Below are 18,909 nucleotides of genomic sequence, written 5' to 3'. Positions count from 1 at the left end.
CAAACCTGTCAGAATGTATTATTCGCCTCTAAGTTTAATCTGTAACCCTTTCAAGAAATTTCTTAATATCTGATCTTTACATAGGCGATATTGGCGATTCTCAGGTTTTCTAAAAAGAGCGCTTAGTTCATGTTTGCTCATTTTAAAGTCAGCCAAAGCAATAGTCTCTAAGATCTCTTCAGCTTGCATATTGAGCGCTATTTTCAGCTTTCTAAAGATAATATTATTAGTTAACCTGCGTTCAACAGGCGCCTCAACTCCCTCTTTTTTACCACGTTTTAAATTAATTAACCCGTTCAAAAAAAGTGAGAATTGAATATCTGAAATCTCAACAAATTGAGGGTCATCATCTTTGCGTAACCAAGCATGTAACTCTTCAACTTTTGCTGGATAATCAGCCTGAGTAAAAACCTTAATCATTTCCGCATCACTAAAATCAAAGATGTAACGTACTCGTCTCAACACATCGTTGTTAATCATATTATTCCTAAGTTTGAAGATGAATAAAGCTCATCTAATCAATTGCCGATAGTGTATAGCTTTCGTCGGAAAAGCCCAAGTTTATTCACTAATTATCAGCTATTTCAATGGTTCACGTTTTCTTGTGTTAATTTCAGTTATTATCTTCCTACTATTACTCAAATAAATTTGGATATAAGATGAAAACAATCGGCTTAATTGGCGGCATGAGCTGGGAATCTACAGCCTCTTATTACCAAGTAATAAACCAAGGCATTAAACAACAACTAGGAGGCTTCCACTCAGCTAAAATTGTATTGGTTAGTGTCGACTTCGCTGAAATTGAAAAGTTACAACAAGTGGGCGATTGGCAAAAAATGGCACTTATTTTGTCAAAAGCGGCGCAAGATATTGAATCTGCAGGCGCAGACTTTTTCCTCATTTGCACGAATACAATGCATAAAGTAGCAGAACAAGTTCAACAAGCAGTAAATATTCCTTTATTACATATTGCTGATGCAACAGGTGAAAAACTCACTGAGAATAAGATCACAAAAGTGGCATTGTTAGGCACCAAATTCACAATGCAGCAGCCTTTCTATAAAGATAGGTTAATGGCGAAGTATAAACTTACAGTGCATACCCCAAGTGACTCTGAGCAAGAGATTATTCATAGAGTGATATACCAAGAATTATGTTTAGGTGTAGTTGAGCAAAAATCAAGGAATGAATATCTAAATATCATAGACAGATTAACCAACAAAGGAGCACAAGGAATTATTCTTGGATGTACCGAAATAGGTCTACTGGTAAATAAAACCCATACAACTCACCCACTATTCGACACTGCTTTTATCCACGCAAAAATGGCAGTAAAAAAATCATTGAGTTGAACCTCTTACTTAAAACAAAAATTAAACTCAAAAAAAATAATAAAAATTACGTATAAATTTCAACAGCTTAAAAATTATTTTAATAAATTTTAATTTTTATCATTGAAAAATGATTGTGCATCTACATATCTTTATTGTCGACGCCGAAAGGGTTGACACAGGATTACAGGAGTGAACCTGCTACAAGTTTCTTACTAAATAGTTAGATAAGAATTTGTAAACCAATAATGGTGAGTGACATGGATTTCTATACTCAAACTGCCGCCGAACTGTCGGGGCAACTTAATATTTATATTGCTTAATATATGAGGATATACAAAATGCGTAACATCGATCTATCTCCACTTTACCGTTCTTTCATTGGTTTTGATCACTTAGCATCAATGATCGACACAGCTTCAAGAAACGAAAAACAGTCTTCTTACCCTCCTTACAACATAGAATTGTTAGCCGAGGACAAATATCGAATTACCATGGCCGTTGCCGGGTTTGCCAAAGACGAAGTTAACATAGAAGTGCACGAAAACACGTTGCAAGTTATTGGTCGCAAACCAGCCAAAGAAGACCAATCCGCCGAACGTAAGTTTTTACACAAAGGTATATCAGAGCGAAACTTTGAGCGTAAATTCCAATTAGGAGATCACGTTAAAGTATTAGCTGCTGACTTAGAAAACGGGTTATTACATGTCGACTTAGAGCGTTTAGTACCTGAGTCCAAAAAACCGAGAAAAATAGAGATAGGCAGCAAGTTAATAGAAAATAGCTGACAAGGCTTTGATTAGAATTAAGCCTACTCCCTTAGTGTGTGATTGTGTGTGAATCTCAAAGCGCTTGTAGTTGATACAAGCGCTTTTTTAATGCTTGAAATTGAATTATGCCAATTAATAAAGAATTAATATATTTAAGATAGCCAGCCCAATAAGCGAAGCAAAAGTCGCTAACATTCCCACAATTCTCTGCCAACTAGAGCCTGCATGACGACGCAAACCAAAAGCATGGATAAAGCGACCAAATAACATGGCAGACCCTGCATAATGCAATAGAGCCCCATCAGTGCCATTAATCTCAGCAATAAGCATTAACACCAAAACAATAGGTGTATATTCACTAAAATTACCATGGGCACGGATCACCTGTTGAAAATGTTTATCCCCGCCATCTCCAAGAGATATTCTTTTTGTTTTTCTGACTCGCACAATTAATGCTGAAAGATAGAAAAATAGAATCGCTAATAAACCGGCATAAAAAGCTGTAATTGGGGTATGCATAATTTTATCCTTATAAAAAAGCCCACAACAAGGTGGGCTTTATCATTAAAACACTGTGGTTAATATTAACCTAACAATTTAGCTAACTGACTACTCACATCTTCAACAGCCTGCGTGCCGTCAAACTTCTGATACGCACAATTTCCGGCTTTTGCTTCATTAGTATAATAAGAAACTAAAGGTTTGGTTTGTTCGTGATAAATACCTAAACGTTTGCGAACTGTCGCTTCTTCATCATCTGGGCGAATAACCAAATCTTCACCAGTCTCATCATCTTTACCTTCTACCTTTGACGGGTTATAGGTAAGGTGATAAACACGGCCAGAACCTGGATGAACTCTACGTCCAGCCATACGCTCAACAATAACTTCATCTGCTACATCAAATTCAATGACATAATCAATATTTATTTCAGCTTCTTTCATCGCATCAGCTTGAGGGATCGTGCGCGGAAAACCGTCTAATAAAAAGCCATTAGCGCAATCTTCTTGGGTAATACGCTCTTTCACTAGACCAATAATTAATTCGTCTGAAACTAGCTTTCCTTCATCCATTACGCGTTTCGCTGCTAATCCTAATTCAGTTCCCGCTTTAATAGCTGCTCTTAGCATATCTCCAGTAGAGATCTGTGGAATACCATACTTGCCCATTAAGAATTGAGCTTGGGTACCTTTTCCTGCGCCGGGAGCACCTAGAAGAATAATGCGCATGCTGTGTCCTCTGTATATATAAAAAGTAATTATTAAAAATAGTAAAGCCGCAACTTTACACATTCAACTTTAAGGTTACAAGAATATTACACCTTAGATTACCTTAAAGATGATGAAAATCTTGTACTTAAATCAAAAACGGGCATTAAAGCCCGTTTTTAGTATATTAAGTGTTAAGTTTTCAGCCTATTTGGCTAATGTCATTAACAACTTGTTTAAGTTTTGTACAAAGCTAGCAGGGTCTTTTAAGCTACCTTGTTCAGATAAAGCTGCTTGGTCGTACAATACGCCAGACCATTGGGCAAACTGCTCTTCATCTTGAATATCAGCTAACAATTTAACCAACTGATGCTCCGGGTTTAACTCAAAATGATATTGAGTTTCAGGAACTGGTTGCCCTGCCGCTGCCATCAATTTAGCCATTTGGGTTGTCATACCTTGCTCATCAGCAACAATACAAGCTGGTGAGTCGGTTAATCTGTGAGTAAATTTCACTTCTTTAACTTTGTCGCCAAGAGCCGTTTTCACTCGCTCAGCTACACCCTCAACTTGCTTCTCAGCTTCTTCTAAGGCTTTTTTGCTATCTTCGTCTTCTAAGTCACCTAAATCTAAGGCACCGTGAGTAATTGACTGAAATGATTTCTCATCAAACTCAGTTAAGTGAGACATTAACCACTCATCCACACGGTCAGACATCAATAATACTTCAATGCCTTTCTTACGGAAGATCTCAAGATGAGGACTAGATTTAGCCGCTTGATAACTATCAGCAGTGATGTAATAAATTTTATCCTGCTTTTCTTGCATACGACTTACATAATCTGCAAGCGATACGGTTTGCACATCTGAATCATTATTCGTTGAAGCAAAACGCATTAAACCAGCAATTTTTTCTTTATTAGCGTGGTCTTCTGCAGGGCCTTCTTTTAAGGCATTACCAAACTCAGTCCAGAAAGCTTGATACTTTTCAGCATCATTTTTAGCTGTTTTCTCAAGCATTTGTAAAACACGCTTAGTACAGCCTTGGCGCATCGCTTGAGTCACCTTGTTATCTTGTAAAATTTCACGAGATACATTCAAAGGTAAGTCATTAGAGTCCAATAAGCCTTTCACAAAACGTAAATAGCTAGGCAACATTTGTTCAGCGTCGTCCATGATAAATACACGTTGAACATATAGTTTCAGTCCGTGTTTTTGATCACGATTCCACATATCAAAAGGCGCTTTGCTTGGAATATATAACAAGCTAGTGTATTCAGTTTTCCCTTCAACTTTATTATGAGACCAAACCATAGGGTCACTAAAGTCATGAGAAATATGTTTGTAAAACTCTGTATATTCTTCTTTAGAAACATCAGATTTGTCGCGAGTCCAAAGAGCAGTCGCCTTGTTAACCGCTTCCCAAAAAGCTGGTTGAGCTGGAATTTTCTCTCCATCTTCTCCGTCAGGGCCTTTTGGACCTTCACTCTCTGGTACTTCTTCTTTATACATTTTTACTGGAATACTGATGTGATCAGAGTATTTACTTACTATAGAGCGAAGTTTCCAATCATCTAAAAATTCTTTTTCGTCTTCTTTTAAATGTAAGGTGATTTCTGTACCACGTTCAGCTTTTTCAATATCTGTGATGGTAAATTCACCTTCACCAGCTGATTGCCATTGCACACCATTGGTTTTATCGTCACCTGCCGCGCGAGTGCGCACAGTCACATTGTCAGCCACAATAAACGCAGAATAGAAACCCACACCAAATTGACCAATTAATTGAGAATCTTTAGCTTGGTCACCAGACAACTTACCAAAAAATTCTTTAGTACCAGACTTAGCAATCGTACCTAAATGCTCAATTACGTCTGCTTTGTTCATGCCAATGCCGTTATCAGCAATCGTCACAGTACCAGCTTCTTTGTCTAAGCTTAACTTAACGTGTAAATCACCGTCGCCTTCATACAAGCTATCATTTGATAACGCCTTAAAGCGTAACTTGTCAGCAGCATCCGCAGCATTAGAGACAAGCTCACGAAGGAAAATTTCTTTGTTTGAATAAAGTGAATGGATCATTAATTGAAGTAACTGTTTTACTTCAGTTTGAAATCCATGAGTTTCTTGTTGAGCTGCGTCAGCCATAGCCACGTATCCCTTAATTTGTTGTTACTATAAATCGATGGATATGTAATAAGGCCGCTTAATGGCTTTTCAAGGAAGATGTAAAAATTATATTCAGATTATTTAAAATGAAGCTTATCTCAGCACACAGAAGTAGGATCAAGATAAGCAGTAAAATGATGAGTGTCTAAAAACTTCGACGACCGTTAAAGGCATGAGTCAAAGTGTTGCCATCAATAAACTCTAGCTCTCCACCAACAGGCACACCATGGGCAATACGGCTAGCTTTCACATCCTGGTTTTTGCACATTTCGGCAATATAATGTGCTGTTGCTTCACCTTCTACAGTGGGGTTTGTTGCCAAAATGACTTCGTCAATTTTGTCATTTTCTAGAATATTAGCGAATTGCTCCAAACCAATGTCAGCAGGACCTATTCCATCAATTGGCGATAAATGCCCCATTAACACAAAATAACGTCCACCAAACTCAGCCGTTTGCTCAATAGCTAACACGTCTTGTGGCGATTCAACCACACACAAAGTTGTGTTCATTTGACGCTTAGGATTGGCACATATTTCACACAACTTATTTTCACAAAATGTACGGCACTGTTCACAATGTTTAACGTGTTCCATAGCATTGTGTAACACGCGACTTAACTGTAGCGCCCCTTGTCTATTGCGCTCCAATAAATGAAACGCCATGCGCTGCGCACTTTTAGGGCCAACACCAGGTAGGATTTTAAATGCGTCGACTAGATCTTTAATCAAAGGGCTGAACTGCATAAAGTTTGTCTCAATAACTCTTTAAATTTGAACAATAAATAACTTTGTTCCTCGGGATTAAAAGATCATAACAAAACTCGATAAATTGAAACACCGTTATCATATTTATAATGAGTCATATTTATAACGATATGACTCTCATTACCCTGTCTCTTCCCTCTTATAAGTGATACTAATCATCAAAAACATTAAATACGACACAAGATGCAAATAATATTGATTCTCATTTAGAGTTCCATTATAGTAACCGGCATATCAGTATTTAATTTTATTTTTTTGAGGTACACATGCTTTCAGCTAAGAAGAGTTTACTCTCTATTACTATTGTTACTGCAATGCTCGGGTTAACCGCTTGTGGTGGAGGTTCAAGCAATCCAGAACCAACACCGGCTCCCACACCAACTAACAGTGCACCTACCGATATTACTCTTTCAGCTATGAATGTATCTGAAAATGCAGCCGGCGAAACAATTGGTACTTTATCAGCCACAGACGCCAATTCCGCTGATACCTTTACCTTTGCAGTTGATGATGAACGTTTTGAAATAGACGGCGCCACTCTTAAATTAAAAGCTGAAAATGCTCTTAACTTTGAGCAAGAAGAAAGTGTCACACTAAACATCACAGTAACAGACAGTGCAAATGCCAACTTTAATAAAGACATAACAATAACTGTTGACGATTTACTCGATTACTACGACTTCGAAAGTGCCAGCATGCCAGGCGAATCTGCAGTTAGCTACAGTGGACAAGTTGCCCGTCAATTACTTATCAATGACCTTGCCAATTTAATTTCAGCAGAGTTAAGTGATGCCACCACACTTGATACTAATGGCACCTTTACTAACCGTGACGATGTACTTAGCGCTCTAAATTCTTATTTTGATGTGGCTGATTATGAAGTACTTTCACAACGTGCATTGCTCACGCAGACTTCACCCAACGCACAAGGCACCCTAGCCGAGATCTCTGGTTCATCTAAGAACCTAGTGGGAAAAATTGCTGGTAATGATGCTACAGGGCAACATAAAGACTGGAATAATGGAGCATTTGTCGGTTGGGGAGCACAAGGTTCAACCACTCCTGAACTACTCGTTCGTAGCTTATTCGATATGTTAGCTGATAATGCTCAAACTCAGCTAGATGGCACAGTACGTCAAGATCCTTTAGGTAATGACATCACCAATATATCTTTAACCTCTGATGGTCGTGATTTAAAGCAACTTATTCAAAAAGTTTTATTGATGTCAGTGGCTTATTCTCAAGGAGCAGATGATTACCTAGACAATGACGTTGAAGGCAAAGGATTGTTATCAGATCACACCGATACAGATAACGCTTATACAAGTCTTGAGCATCAATTTGATGAAGGGTTTGGCTATTTTGGTGCTGCTCGTGATTATCTTGATTACACAGATGAAGAAGTGGCAATAAAAGGTGGCCGTGATGACTGGCAGCTTTATCACGACACCAATGGTGACGGAACAATTGACTTTAATTCTGAATACAATTTTGGTCAGTCACCAAACGCATCCAAACGAGACCTTGGAGCAACTGTTGCGACAGATTTTAGCGCCGATGCGATGAACGCCTTTTTAGGTGGTCGTAAATTACTTAACGACACCGCAGGTACAGCGTTAACCGACGATCAAATGGCTGAACTTCTAGTGTTTAGAGACGCAGCACGTAGTGGTTGGGATAAAGCCATTGCAGCTACCGTTATTCATTATATTAATGATGTAAATGCTGATCTTTCCAACATTGGTACTGCTGAATACAGCTATGCAGATATTGCTAAACATTGGTCTGAAATGAAAGGTTTTGGATTGGGTTTACAATTCAATCCTGCCTCTCCATTATCTGATACAGATTTTGCCCAGATGCACACACTGTTTGGTGACATGCCAGTATTAACTGGTGACGTTGCGGCTTACCAAGCTGACTTATTATCAGCTCGAGCGCTAATCCAAGCAGCATATAACTTTAACGAAGAAAATGTAGCTAATTGGTAGAGCTATATGTATTGAATATGAGTATCAATCTTGATGCTCTAAAGAGGTTACCCTTAAAAGGTTAACCTCTTTTTGCGTTTTAAATAATATATAAAATGGAGTACAAAAGGTGGCAAAACCTTTACGTTTTAACCTGATTAATTGGACAATGACCAGCATCCTATTGGCAGTTACCGCTAGTATTAGCGGCTGTGGGGAAAGCACAAGTAGCACCCAGGGAAGCCAATTTGCCAATGATCCAACAACGCCCCCTGTTAACAATGAAGATTTTAATCAAACTTTATTGCTACAAAACTTAACCGACAATGTTATTTTGCCGACTTACTCCAAATTTGCAGAATTAGCCGCAGAGCAAGAAAATGCCATCGCACTTTATTGTGATGCACTTAGCACTCAAGCAGACGACACTGAAGATAAGCAAACCCTAGCGAAACAAAGTTGGCGAGAGGCAATGGCAGTGTGGCAAATGGCCGAAGTCATGCAAATAGGCCCTCTAATTGAAAACAATAGTGCCTTAAGAAATAAAATATACTCATGGCCTAACACCAGTAGTTGCGCCATAGACCAAGACGTAGTTTTAGCCGAACAAGACAGCTATGACATCAACACCCGTACCGCCAGTAGAAAAGGCCTAGATGCCATAGAGTATTTGTTATTTAATCCCGTTTTAAGTCATAGCTGTACTGTATTTGGCACTGAACCGGAGGGTTGGAACAACCGTCCCGACAGTGAAAAAACCGAAGCCAGATGCCAATTTGCAAAACTAGTTGCCACAGACTTAGTATCCAATAGTCAAACTTTACTCACCGCTTGGAATGGCACAGCCTCAGCAGAAGGTTACGCCGACATTTTAAAAAATGCCGGGCAGAACACCACATTTAACAACGTACACGATGCAGTAAATGATGTGTCAGATGGCTTGTTTTATATTGATACATTCACCAAAGATGCAAAACTAGCGACTCCACTAGGCGTATTTGCCAACGATTGTGGACTAGCGCCTTGTGTCCAAAACGTCGAGTCGCCTTTTGCCTTTAATTCACTGCAAAATATTATTAATAATATCCAAGGATTGAATTTAATTTTTCTCGGCGGTGAAACTGAAGCAAGTGTTGGGTTTGATGATTATTTAATTGACGCAGGCGCTACCGAAACAGCGCAACAAATGCGCACAGACCTAAATGAAGTCAGCGAGTTTGCTTTAGGTATTCAAAAGTCGCTAACAGAACTCCTTGAACAAGATCCTGAACAAGTGCAACAAGTACACGATCAACTCAAGAAAGTAACAGACAATCTTAAAAATGACTTTATCCAAAGTCTAGCCCTAGAATTACCAGCGACCTCGGCTGGTGACAATGATTAACCAACACAAAGTAAAAACACCCATGTTTAAAACGCCAGTAGCACTTTTAATTAGCAGTATTTTATTTAGTCCATTTACCTTGGCCGATGATGACTCCAGCGCTATCGAACGAATGAGTGTGATAGGTAACAAAGAAGACCTCAGAAAATCAACTGGCTCTGTCAGTTTGATTAGTGAGTTAGATCTTGAAAAGTTTGAGTATGACGACATTGGCAGAATATTAGCCAATGTAGCAGGGGTAAATATCCGCCAAGAAGATGGATACGGACTTCGCCCCAACATTGGCTTTAGAGGCGTAACGCCTGAGCGTAGTAAAAAAATAAACATCATGGAAGATGGTGTATTAATTGGCCCTGCCCCCTACTCGGCCTCAGCGGCCTACTATTTCCCCAATACAACTCGTATGACATCCATAGAAGTCACCAAAGGCCCATCAACGATAAAGTACGGTCCTAATACCGTAGCCGGTGCCTTAAATTTAATATCTAGACAAGTACCAGATGGTCAAGAAGGGGCAATAGACTTAGGCGCAGGTACAGATAGTTATGGAAAGTTACATGCTTATTATGGTGATACTAATGGTAACTTTGGCTATCTGATTGAAGGCCTTAAATTTAAAGCTGACGGCTTTAAAGAGTTAGATGGAGGTGGCGACACAGGGTTTGATAAGTCAGATATAATGACAAAGTTTAATTATCAATTAGATGGCAGTGACTACTCTCAATTGTTTGAATTAAAATTTGCTTACGCTGAAGAAACCTCTGACGAAACCTACCTAGGTTTAACCGACTCAGATTTTGCTGAAAACCCTTATCGACGTTACGCTGCTAGCCAACTTGATCAAATGAACTGGACCCATAAACAAGTACAGTTTACTCATCATATTGAGTTTTCAAATTTTAACGCGACCACCCGTGTTTACCGTAATGACTTTGAACGCGCTTGGTTCAAATTGAATGAAATTAAAAGTTCGTTTAATGACGACATCCCAACATTACAACAAATTTTACGTCATCCAAACCACGAAGAAAATCTGATTTATTATCAAACCTTAACCGGTGAAAGAGACAGTACCGCTCGTGAGATTTTAGTACTGAGTACTAACGATAGAGAATATTACTCACAAGGTGCCCAAATAGATTTTGCTTGGAACTTACAATTGTTTAATTTTGCTCATCAAATTGAAGGTGGCCTTCGATTTCATGAAGACCAAATTCAACGTAACCACCTAGAAGATAACTTTTTAATGCAATCTGGCAAACTACAATCTACAGGGGAACAAACCAGAGCCGCGTCAACCAATACCGAACAAACAGAAGCCTTATCAGTGTATATTCAAGACACCTTACAATTTGACAACTTGAGTATCACAGCTGGAATAAGAGGTGAATTGATCGATGGTTATTACCAAAATAGAGCGCCTAATAAAGAGCAAGACTTTCAAAAGAAAACCAACCGGATTTGGTTACCCAGCATAAGTGCCTATTACGAACTGTCTAAACACGCTGGTATTTTTGGTGGCGTACATAGTGGTTTTGTTCCTACTAGCCCAATTCAAGAGGCGCAGATAGAAACCGAAAAAAGTGTCAATTATGAATTAGGTTATAGATACATAAATAACGGGCAAAAAGCAGAAGTCATTGGCTTTTTCACTGATTACAGCAACCTAAAAGAGAGTTGTTCTGTGTCTGCCGGTTGTGACACTGATCTTGAATTCAATGGTGGAGCTGTGGATATTTACGGCATAGAGGCCACATTGAGTGACACCTATAAACTAACCAACCAATTATCCCTACCCTGGTCGATTGTTTATACTCATACCGAATCTGAATTCAAAGATACGTTTTATTCTGACTTTACCCAATGGGGCTTTGTTGAAGAAGGCGACGGCGTCCCTTATTTAGCAGATAATATGTTAACCCTTAGCTTTGGCTTAACCGCTAATACTTGGCAATTATCTATGCTAGTTAATTACTCCGGTGCCATGAAAGAATCTGCCCAAACTGCACTAACCGGTGACACTAAAGATTCACCTCTAGCAGGATTAAAAACAGACGCATATACAATTGTTGATTTGTCTGGCAGTTATGAATTAAATGGTCACAGCCAATTATATGCAAAAATAGATAACCTATTAGATTCAGCTAAAATCTCTAGTCGCAGACCATTTGGTGCCAGACCAAGCAAACCGAGGCAATTTCAAGTTGGTTATCGATATAGATTTTAACTAAACACCTCATCTGTGATGGCAAATTAAATGCAAATAATGGATTTACTAAACCAAAGTATTTTGTCTCTACCGGAATATTTGATAGATGCCAATAAACGTATTTTTGGTATCTATCTGTTATCTGCTATTTTGCTTACCATTCCCGTATATTTAGTTCAAAAACAAGGTTTTAAGTTACCTGAGTTTTTAGCCTTTCTGTTTAATAAAAAAATATGGCTGCATCCTTCAGCTCGTCTTGATTATGCATTGTTTATTATAAACCGGATACTAAAAGTGCTACTTTGGGCTCCAGTTGTATTGACTATGGTGCCCATAGCCATAGGCTTTTCAGACATGCTCGAAGTTCTTTTTGGTAAAATCCCTCCCATCACAGAGCAAAAATTCATCATCGTGAGCATTTTTACCTGCATTCTATTTTTATTAGATGACCTCACACGCTTTTTACTGCACCTAGCCTTACATAAAATACCTGTGTTATGGGACTTTCATAAAGTACACCATTCAGCAAAAGTAATGACCCCCATGACTATTTATCGAAGTCACCCTTTTGAAAGCTACCTATATGCCAGCAGAATGGCTGTATCTCAAGGTTTAGCGGTAGGTGTAGGTTATTACTTTTTTGGACCCACATTAAGTATGTTTGATGTATTAGGCGCCAATGTATTTGTGTTTGTATTTAACCTAATGGGCTCAAACCTACGTCACTCTCACGTATGGTGGTCGTGGGGAGACAAGCTAGAATCATGCTTTATCAGCCCAGCACAACATCAGATTCACCATAGTAACAATCCAGCACATTTCGACCGCAACTTAGGCTCGGCCTTAGCCATTTGGGATAGGATCACAGGTACCTTAGTTAAATCATCTGAAGTGGGCAGGATCCAATTTGGGATTAGTCGTAACGACCCAGGTCACCCCACTTTATATCAGGCGTATTTAAGACCATTTCAAGACAATCTGTCGCGGCTTAAATTAACAAAGAAAAACTAAACTAGGCGTATCTCTATGCGCCCACCTGATGTGATAAGTGTAATCTACTTCTACTTCTACTTCTACTTCTACTTCTGCTTCACGCTAATAGCGGACTGAATAACTTAATAGGTTGAACGGAAAAAATGAGCGATAAAACGTACTTGGTTTTCAATTGTGAAAAACTATACGCTGCGCATACCAAGCATTCACTTCGTTCACCTGCCTCCATGCAGTTTTTAACTCGAATCCCTTCGAGCTAGAGACTCTTTCTTCAACAGCCAAGAAAGAGTATCCAGAAAGAGGCCGTGCTCCACAAACTTACCTTATGTAAAAAGTAAATGGCTTTTACTTCGAACCGGCAATAAGTCGCTCCCAGCTATAAAGTATTGCCTTGTCCAGATGTCCATATCTGGACATTCGACAAGCCCATCTCTTTTTAGCGTAAGTTTCATTCGCAGCAAATCAAAAGCTACAGAGATAAAATCAAGATGTGTATGACGGCTTTTAGCGAAAGATAGTACATTAGGGATTGAGCTACAGTTCAAACGCGGACTTAACCCCCTAATAATGGGCAAAAAGTTATTTGCTAAAATGTTGAGGAACGAAAACAGCAAACTGTTTTTTGTCCTTATTAATTAGCTTGTTAAGTGTCAACCTTTGCATTTTTGAACTTATTAATATAGAAGATTGTCCAGATAGAAAACACGACTACAACCCCCCAATAAAGTTGAGGTTCATCTTCACTAGTTATCCAATCGAAGCCTTTCATTGGTAGAAAACCAGCAATTAGAACTGAAGTTAAAATCAATATTTGTATTAAAAAGGTATTTCGATACTTTTCTCTAGGAGAGAGTTGTTTTTTAACCGTATTTTCTTTCGTTTCATTCATCTGTTCCTTAGACTTGATAGCTTCTTTAACTCCATTGACTCGTTCAGGATACTTGTCGCGGTCAATATGCTCTAAAACGTCATACAATTCTTCCAGCGAATAATTTGAAAAATTTGGTCCAGAATTCATTGAGTCCCCGAGACACTTAACAACTTAATAGTGGGAAAGTTTCCTGTTTTTCTTCCAACGACTTTCCCCTATTTCTGAATTTACATAGTTGTATCAAATGCCCTAATTACTTACCAGTATTAAATAAATATGCCTAATGATTCTTTATAAAAATAACTTTTAGAACCTACGGGGTCAGGTTCGTTGATACGTATCATTTGTCACCAATTTTAGGTTCGGCCGTTTTCCCACACTTTTCAGACAAAAAAATAGCGCCCTGAGGCGCTATTTTTGAAGGCTTTAAGCTTAGAAAGGCATCTTCATGCCTGGTGGCATTTGCATTCCACCTGTTACACCGGCCATTTTTTCTTGGGTGGTTTCTTGAATACGACGATTACTATCATTAATTGCGGCGGCAACTAAATCTTCAATCATCTCTTTATCGTCTTCCATCAAACTTTCGTCGATTTCTACCCGGCGTACAGCGTGATTACAAGTCATGGTTATTTTAACTAAACCCGCGCCTGATTCACCGGTGATTTCGGTATTGGCTAATTCTTCTTGGCTCTTTTGCATACGTTCTTGCATCTGCTGAGCCTGCTTCATCATGTTGCCCATTCCACCTTTAAACATTTTTCTCTCTCTTATATTTGGTAATTCGTAATTAAGGGATGTTCACTTAAGCACTATCTAGCTTGAATACTCTGTTCCACCACACTGGCCGAAAACTCTTGTTTAAGTAACTCAATACCTGGGTCATTCTCTACCACCCGACAGGCATAATCTTGACGTACGTGATTAATTTTAATCTGTAACGCATAAGGTGTATTTATGGGTTGTCCCATCACAATTTCAAGCTCTACCTGCATATTTAATGTCTTTGATAAAGCTTGTTTGAGTAATTGATGAGCTGTTTCAGAGTTAAGGTGTTCCTTACCTTCTAATAAGGTCAATGTAATAACATTGCCTTCTCGCGCAAAAGAAGAATGAAGTGCTAATTGCTTAGTGAGCGCATTAATTTGCATGTCGTCAATTAACTGGCTCCAATCATCTAGTTGGTTTGATTTTAAGACTTTCTGTTTGTTAGGTAAAAATGCTGGCACATCTAAATCGACTTCTCCAACATTGTCTTCATCTAAATGAGCATTAGGGTCAAATACGTCTAGATCAGGCTCAGAAGGTTCGATATTTTGTATCGATAGATTTGCAGTAGTAGCCAAATTATTTTCTGGGGTACCCGGCACATTTTCATTGCGTTGAGGCGTTTCAGCTTCAACAGGCCAAGGAGGTGTATTCGCCTGATTTAATTCTTCAGATTCAGAATGGGACTCTTTAGATGCTGCCGCTGAAAACGGGTTGTCTTGCTCCATTTCTTGCGTGCTTAACAAAGCGTCTGGATCTGGTTTACTAGGTTCTAGCGTAATGTCTTTGTCTAAAGCTGTTTCAACAGGTGATTCAGGTTCACTTGTCAGGTTTTCATGAAACGAACTTTGCTCTAGTGCTGGTTCTGGTGTAACCGGCATTTCTGACGTAACTTGCTCTAGCGCAGCGGGTTGCTCATGCGCTGAGGCTTGCTCATGCGCTGAAGGCTCTGATACGGCATGCTCAGATACTGTTGGCCCAGAAGTTTGAGTGTTTTGATTTCGGATCGAGGCTAGGCTAGGTAGCTCTGTCTTTTCAGACTTTTTTACCTGCTGAGCATTATCCTCCTCTGTAATCTTGTTTTCTTTTAGCCTGTTTCTAAGTGCAATTAAATCTGCAGTGCTATTTTTCCCCTGACTTGGCGTAACATCCGCATTAGCTTGCGTTTCTAATTCTGGTTTAGCGGGTTCAGGCGCATAAGGTTCAGTTGCTGATAATTGACTATGAGCATTAGAAGGCTGTTCTTCTGTTAAGTGAACAGGTTCTAATTCATTATAATCAAAACCTTGATGACCAAAGTCTTGGGCTTGCTCAATAATGTCTTGTTGTTGCTCAAATAGTTTTTGTGATTCTAAATCGCTAGTTTCATTAACGGCATTTGCTAATGGCGCCTGTTCTTCTTCGACTGAATCAGTCGAAACAGAATTTACTGCAACAGGGTTTTCATCAGCAACAAGCTGGCTCGAATCTTCTTTAAAACTACTATGTTGCTGCTCTTGTGCAGAATGATTCGCCTCAACCGTTGAAACGTCATGAGATTCGATTGGTTTTTTAGCAACAGAAGCCGCTGGAGCAGGATCAGGATCAGAGACTTGAGAAGCTGATTGCACCTGGCTGTGAGTTTCAGACTGTATCTCAGATTCTGTTTGAACATTAGCCAAAGGTTGTGTTTGAACCTGCGCCAAAGGAGCAACATCAGGAGTTTTAGAGGCTATTTCAGCGGGAACTAATTTAAGACCTCCCGGGCAAAACGCTAACATACGCAATAAGGTCATTTCTAACCCAGTTCGGGCATCAGCGGCATGAGGCAAATCTTTCTTGCCTGACAAAGCGATTTGATAATGCAACTGAATTTGTTCAGCAGGCACTGACTTAGCAATTTGAAAAATAGCTCTGGCCGAAATAGTTTCGAGTTTACAAGCATCTGGTACAAACTGCGTTAAAGCAACTTGGTGCAATAAACTCATTATTTCAGCTAATACCTGAGAATAATCTGGCGATTGATTTGCCATCAACTCCACTTGTTGCATAACACCTGCACTATCCTTTTGCACAACCGCATGTACCAACTTTAATACCTGATTTTTATCCATCAGGCCTAACATGTCGGTGACAATTTGTAATCCAACGACACCATTGCCTTGGGCAATCGCTTGGTCGGTTAAACTTAGCGCATCTCGCATACTACCTTGCGCTGCTCTTGCAAGCTGATTTAACGCATCTTTTTCAAATTGAAGCTGTTCTTCGCCGAGCACAAATTCAAGCTGCTTAGCTATTTGACTACGTGACAGGGCCTTCAAGTTAAACTGTAAACAGCGTGACAAAATGGTCACGGGTAACTTTTGAGGATCGGTTGTCGCGAGCAGAAACTTAACATGTGGAGGTGGTTCTTCGAGAGTCTTTAACAAAGCATTAAAACTATGTTTAGACAACATATGCACTTCATCAATTAGATAAACTTTATAACGACCACGACTCGGCTTGTATTGCACGTTGTCGAGTAACTCTCTGGTATCTTCTACTTTGGTTCTTGAAGCTGCATCGATTTCTAATAAATCGATAAAATTACCATTTTCAATTTCTTGGCAGGTACCACACTGACCACAAGGTGTGGCACTTAAACCCTGTTCACAGTTTAAACTTTTAGAAAATATTCTGGCAATAGTGGTTTTACCCACACCACGAGTACCCGTAAATAAATAGGCATGATGTAATCTATTGTTATCAAGTGCATTTGAAATGGCTGTAACCACATGTTCTTGACCAACTAGTTCGCCAAATCGATTAGGTCGCCATTTACGTGCTAAAACTTGATAACTCATTATCGCCTATCACTTACTTGTTATTTTTGTGGTTAATCTATTCGCCTGCAAATTCACAGATTGAATAACTTTTCACACCAATGTCCTGTAGTTTTGTTTCGCCACCTAAATCAGGCAAAGAAATAACAAACCCAGCATGTTCAACAATACCACCTAGTCGACGAATCAAATTTGCAGTCGCGATCATGGTGCCACCAGTTGCTAACAAATCATCTATCATTAATACTTTTTCGCCTGGTTTTACTGCATCTTTATGCATTTCTAAACAATCAGTGCCGTATTCTAATTCGTAACTTTCACTAATCACTTCTCTGGGTAACTTATTAGGTTTACGAACCGGAATAAATCCAATCCCTAATTCAATTGCTAGAGGGGCACCAAATAAAAAACCACGGGCTTCAGTGCCAGCAATTTTATCGAATCCCATAGGAGCAAAAAGTTTAACCATATATTCGAGAGTCGACGAATAGGCTTTATGATCTTCTAATACAGATGTGACATCACGAAACATGATGCCTGCTTTTGGATAATCAGGAACCGTTCGGATAACTGATTTAATATAGGCTGCGGGCACAGAATTCACCGAAAAGATTAAATGGAAAGCGAAAGTTGGTTGTTATAGATAAAACTTAAACCAACCAATGATGACATGCATTAGTGGTAATGCGACTAAAAATCCGACTGCAACAAAAAAATACAACCAGTTAAAAGGATCTTGGATACCTTGATCATCTTGCATAATAATTCTCCAAAATATGAGCAATAACTCAAATTAAAACAATACAGTATTAGGCGCAGATGTTAATCGAATCTTATAAAAATTGATAGTGTTATTAGGGGCTGTTGATCTTTGATGTATACATTTTGTTCTAATTAAAAGCTTTTTAATCGAGGCGCAGTGTTGAAGGCCTATTGGAATAAGTGGAAATTCTGCAACAAAGAGTAAAAAGCTTTTAGGACGAATCCGTAGGACAGTGTTTGCGCGGCATTTCTAGTGCTTCAGCACTCATTCATGTAGAACAACTACACCACAATCGCGCTTCATTGTATAAACACCGCGCAAGTCGCTGCAAAAGTATACAGCAAATATCAACAGCCCCTAGGACTTCACTGTTAATAATATTTGCTGTGACAATAGCTGTTTTATAACTTGCTGTAATGATTCAGATACCTGCTTGGCATCTAACTGCGGCATTGCTTCAATCATAACTTGCATCAGGCTTTTGATTTCAATCTTTCCGCTATGTTGAATTGTATTTAGCAAGTGAGCGGTTACCTCGTTTACTAAAGTGAAGTTCACCTCATCTTCATCGTCACGATAAACCACCAAATACACAGTGCCGGCAGACTCACTTGGTTGAAAATCAGTGCTAATTTGATGTACCGGAAATTGATAACTCACTAGACTTGCCAACTGCGACAAACACACGTCAGTTACCTCACTTTTACCATCCCAAATAACGCCATCTTGTCGAGACTTTCGTACACTCACATCCAGTTCTAACCACTCGTAATGAGCCAACTCTTGCATAAAAATAGGATCTGAATCATTTGGTTCATACTCATTACTCAAAAATTCAACGAACTCTTTACTAATATCAATAAAATAGGGAGATCGGCTATGATGATTGGCAAAAAATTTTCTAGC

The 18,909-nt window shown here is 39.1% G+C and carries 17 protein-coding genes; 6 read left to right on the top strand and 11 right to left on the bottom strand.

The window, feature by feature from the left end:
• Nucleotides 1-18 precede the first annotated feature (18 nt).
• Nucleotides 19-480 carry a DUF1456 family protein gene (locus ACSHXM_RS11545; RefSeq protein WP_435688920.1) on the bottom strand — a complete coding sequence of 154 codons (462 nt, stop codon included), beginning with the start codon at nt 478-480 and terminating at the stop codon, nt 19-21.
• A 179-nt stretch (nt 481-659) separates the two neighbouring features.
• On the opposite strand from ACSHXM_RS11545, the gene ACSHXM_RS11540 reads away from it, so the two are divergent.
• Both ACSHXM_RS11540 and ACSHXM_RS11535 read left to right on the top strand, forming a co-directional pair.
• Complete coding sequence (locus ACSHXM_RS11540) at nt 660-1,352, top strand: aspartate/glutamate racemase family protein (protein ID WP_435688919.1); 693 nt, start codon at nt 660-662, stop codon at nt 1,350-1,352.
• 320 nt (nt 1,353-1,672) lie between these two features.
• Nucleotides 1,673-2,119, top strand: a complete 447-nt coding sequence (locus ACSHXM_RS11535; RefSeq protein ID WP_435688918.1) for an Hsp20 family protein — start codon at nt 1,673-1,675, stop codon at nt 2,117-2,119.
• A 114-nt stretch (nt 2,120-2,233) separates the two neighbouring features.
• Here the strand turns inward: ACSHXM_RS11535 and ACSHXM_RS11530 are convergent, their stop codons facing one another.
• The 4 genes from ACSHXM_RS11530 to recR form a co-directional block, all read right to left on the bottom strand.
• Nucleotides 2,234-2,620, bottom strand: coding sequence for an MAPEG family protein (locus ACSHXM_RS11530; RefSeq protein WP_435688917.1), 387 nt, complete (start codon nt 2,618-2,620; stop codon nt 2,234-2,236).
• A gap of 65 nt (nt 2,621-2,685) precedes the next feature.
• The gene (gene adk / locus ACSHXM_RS11525; RefSeq protein ID WP_435688916.1) at nt 2,686-3,330 is read right to left on the bottom strand and encodes an adenylate kinase; all 645 of its coding nucleotides are present in this window, start codon (nt 3,328-3,330) and stop codon (nt 2,686-2,688) included.
• A 186-nt stretch (nt 3,331-3,516) separates the two neighbouring features.
• Nucleotides 3,517-5,457, bottom strand: a complete 1,941-nt coding sequence (gene htpG, locus ACSHXM_RS11520) for a molecular chaperone HtpG (RefSeq protein ID WP_435688915.1) — start codon at nt 5,455-5,457, stop codon at nt 3,517-3,519.
• Between the two features lie 166 nt (nt 5,458-5,623).
• Nucleotides 5,624-6,223, bottom strand: a complete 600-nt coding sequence (gene recR, locus ACSHXM_RS11515) for a recombination mediator RecR (protein WP_435688914.1) — start codon at nt 6,221-6,223, stop codon at nt 5,624-5,626.
• 287 nt (nt 6,224-6,510) lie between these two features.
• Here recR and ACSHXM_RS11510 point away from each other — a divergent pair, with 287 nt between their 5' ends.
• The 4 genes from ACSHXM_RS11510 (at nt 6,511) to ACSHXM_RS11495 (ending at nt 12,818) form a co-directional block, all read left to right on the top strand.
• Nucleotides 6,511-8,235 carry a DUF4856 domain-containing protein gene (locus tag ACSHXM_RS11510; RefSeq protein WP_435688913.1) on the top strand — a complete coding sequence of 575 codons (1,725 nt, stop codon included), beginning with the start codon at nt 6,511-6,513 and terminating at the stop codon, nt 8,233-8,235.
• Between the two features lie 109 nt (nt 8,236-8,344).
• The gene (locus tag ACSHXM_RS11505; RefSeq protein WP_435688912.1) at nt 8,345-9,598 is read left to right on the top strand and encodes an imelysin family protein; all 1,254 of its coding nucleotides are present in this window, start codon (nt 8,345-8,347) and stop codon (nt 9,596-9,598) included.
• Nucleotides 9,591-11,825 (top strand): TonB-dependent receptor family protein, encoded by a 2,235-nt coding sequence (locus ACSHXM_RS11500; RefSeq protein WP_435688911.1) that lies wholly within the window; start codon nt 9,591-9,593, stop codon nt 11,823-11,825. The genes ACSHXM_RS11505 and ACSHXM_RS11500 overlap by 8 nt, the downstream gene beginning before the upstream one ends.
• 30 nt (nt 11,826-11,855) lie before the next feature.
• On the top strand, nt 11,856-12,818 hold the full coding sequence (locus tag ACSHXM_RS11495) for a sterol desaturase family protein (protein WP_435688910.1): 963 nt from the start codon (nt 11,856-11,858) through the stop codon (nt 12,816-12,818).
• Nucleotides 12,819-13,443: 625 nt separating this feature from the next.
• Here the strand turns inward: ACSHXM_RS11495 and ACSHXM_RS11490 are convergent.
• From ACSHXM_RS11490 to ACSHXM_RS11465, 6 genes are all read right to left on the bottom strand, one after another.
• Entirely contained in the window at nt 13,444-13,818 is a 375-nt protein-coding gene (locus ACSHXM_RS11490; RefSeq protein WP_435688909.1) for a hypothetical protein, read from the bottom strand.
• A gap of 285 nt (nt 13,819-14,103) precedes the next feature.
• Nucleotides 14,104-14,430: a YbaB/EbfC family nucleoid-associated protein gene (locus ACSHXM_RS11485; RefSeq protein ID WP_235313948.1), complete on the bottom strand. Its 327-nt coding sequence runs from the start codon at nt 14,428-14,430 to the stop codon at nt 14,104-14,106.
• Between the two features lie 53 nt (nt 14,431-14,483).
• Nucleotides 14,484-17,261 (bottom strand): DNA polymerase III subunit gamma/tau, encoded by a 2,778-nt coding sequence (gene dnaX / locus ACSHXM_RS11480; RefSeq protein ID WP_435688908.1) that lies wholly within the window; start codon nt 17,259-17,261, stop codon nt 14,484-14,486.
• A 37-nt stretch (nt 17,262-17,298) separates the two neighbouring features.
• Nucleotides 17,299-17,835: an adenine phosphoribosyltransferase gene (gene apt / locus ACSHXM_RS11475; protein WP_435688907.1), complete on the bottom strand. Its 537-nt coding sequence runs from the start codon at nt 17,833-17,835 to the stop codon at nt 17,299-17,301.
• A 42-nt stretch (nt 17,836-17,877) separates the two neighbouring features.
• Nucleotides 17,878-18,000: a hypothetical protein gene (locus ACSHXM_RS11470; RefSeq protein ID WP_435688906.1), complete on the bottom strand. Its 123-nt coding sequence runs from the start codon at nt 17,998-18,000 to the stop codon at nt 17,878-17,880.
• A gap of 360 nt (nt 18,001-18,360) precedes the next feature.
• The coding region (locus tag ACSHXM_RS11465; RefSeq protein WP_435688905.1) for an HvfC family RiPP maturation protein at nt 18,361-18,909 on the bottom strand (549 nt) is incomplete at its 5' end.

The organism is Paraglaciecola sp., assembly GCF_051252315.1.
In the GTDB taxonomy this organism is placed as follows: Bacteria; Pseudomonadota; Gammaproteobacteria; order Enterobacterales; family Alteromonadaceae; genus Paraglaciecola.
Note: the sequence above shows the minus strand (reverse complement) of the source record. Positions and strands in the feature narration are given on the sequence as shown.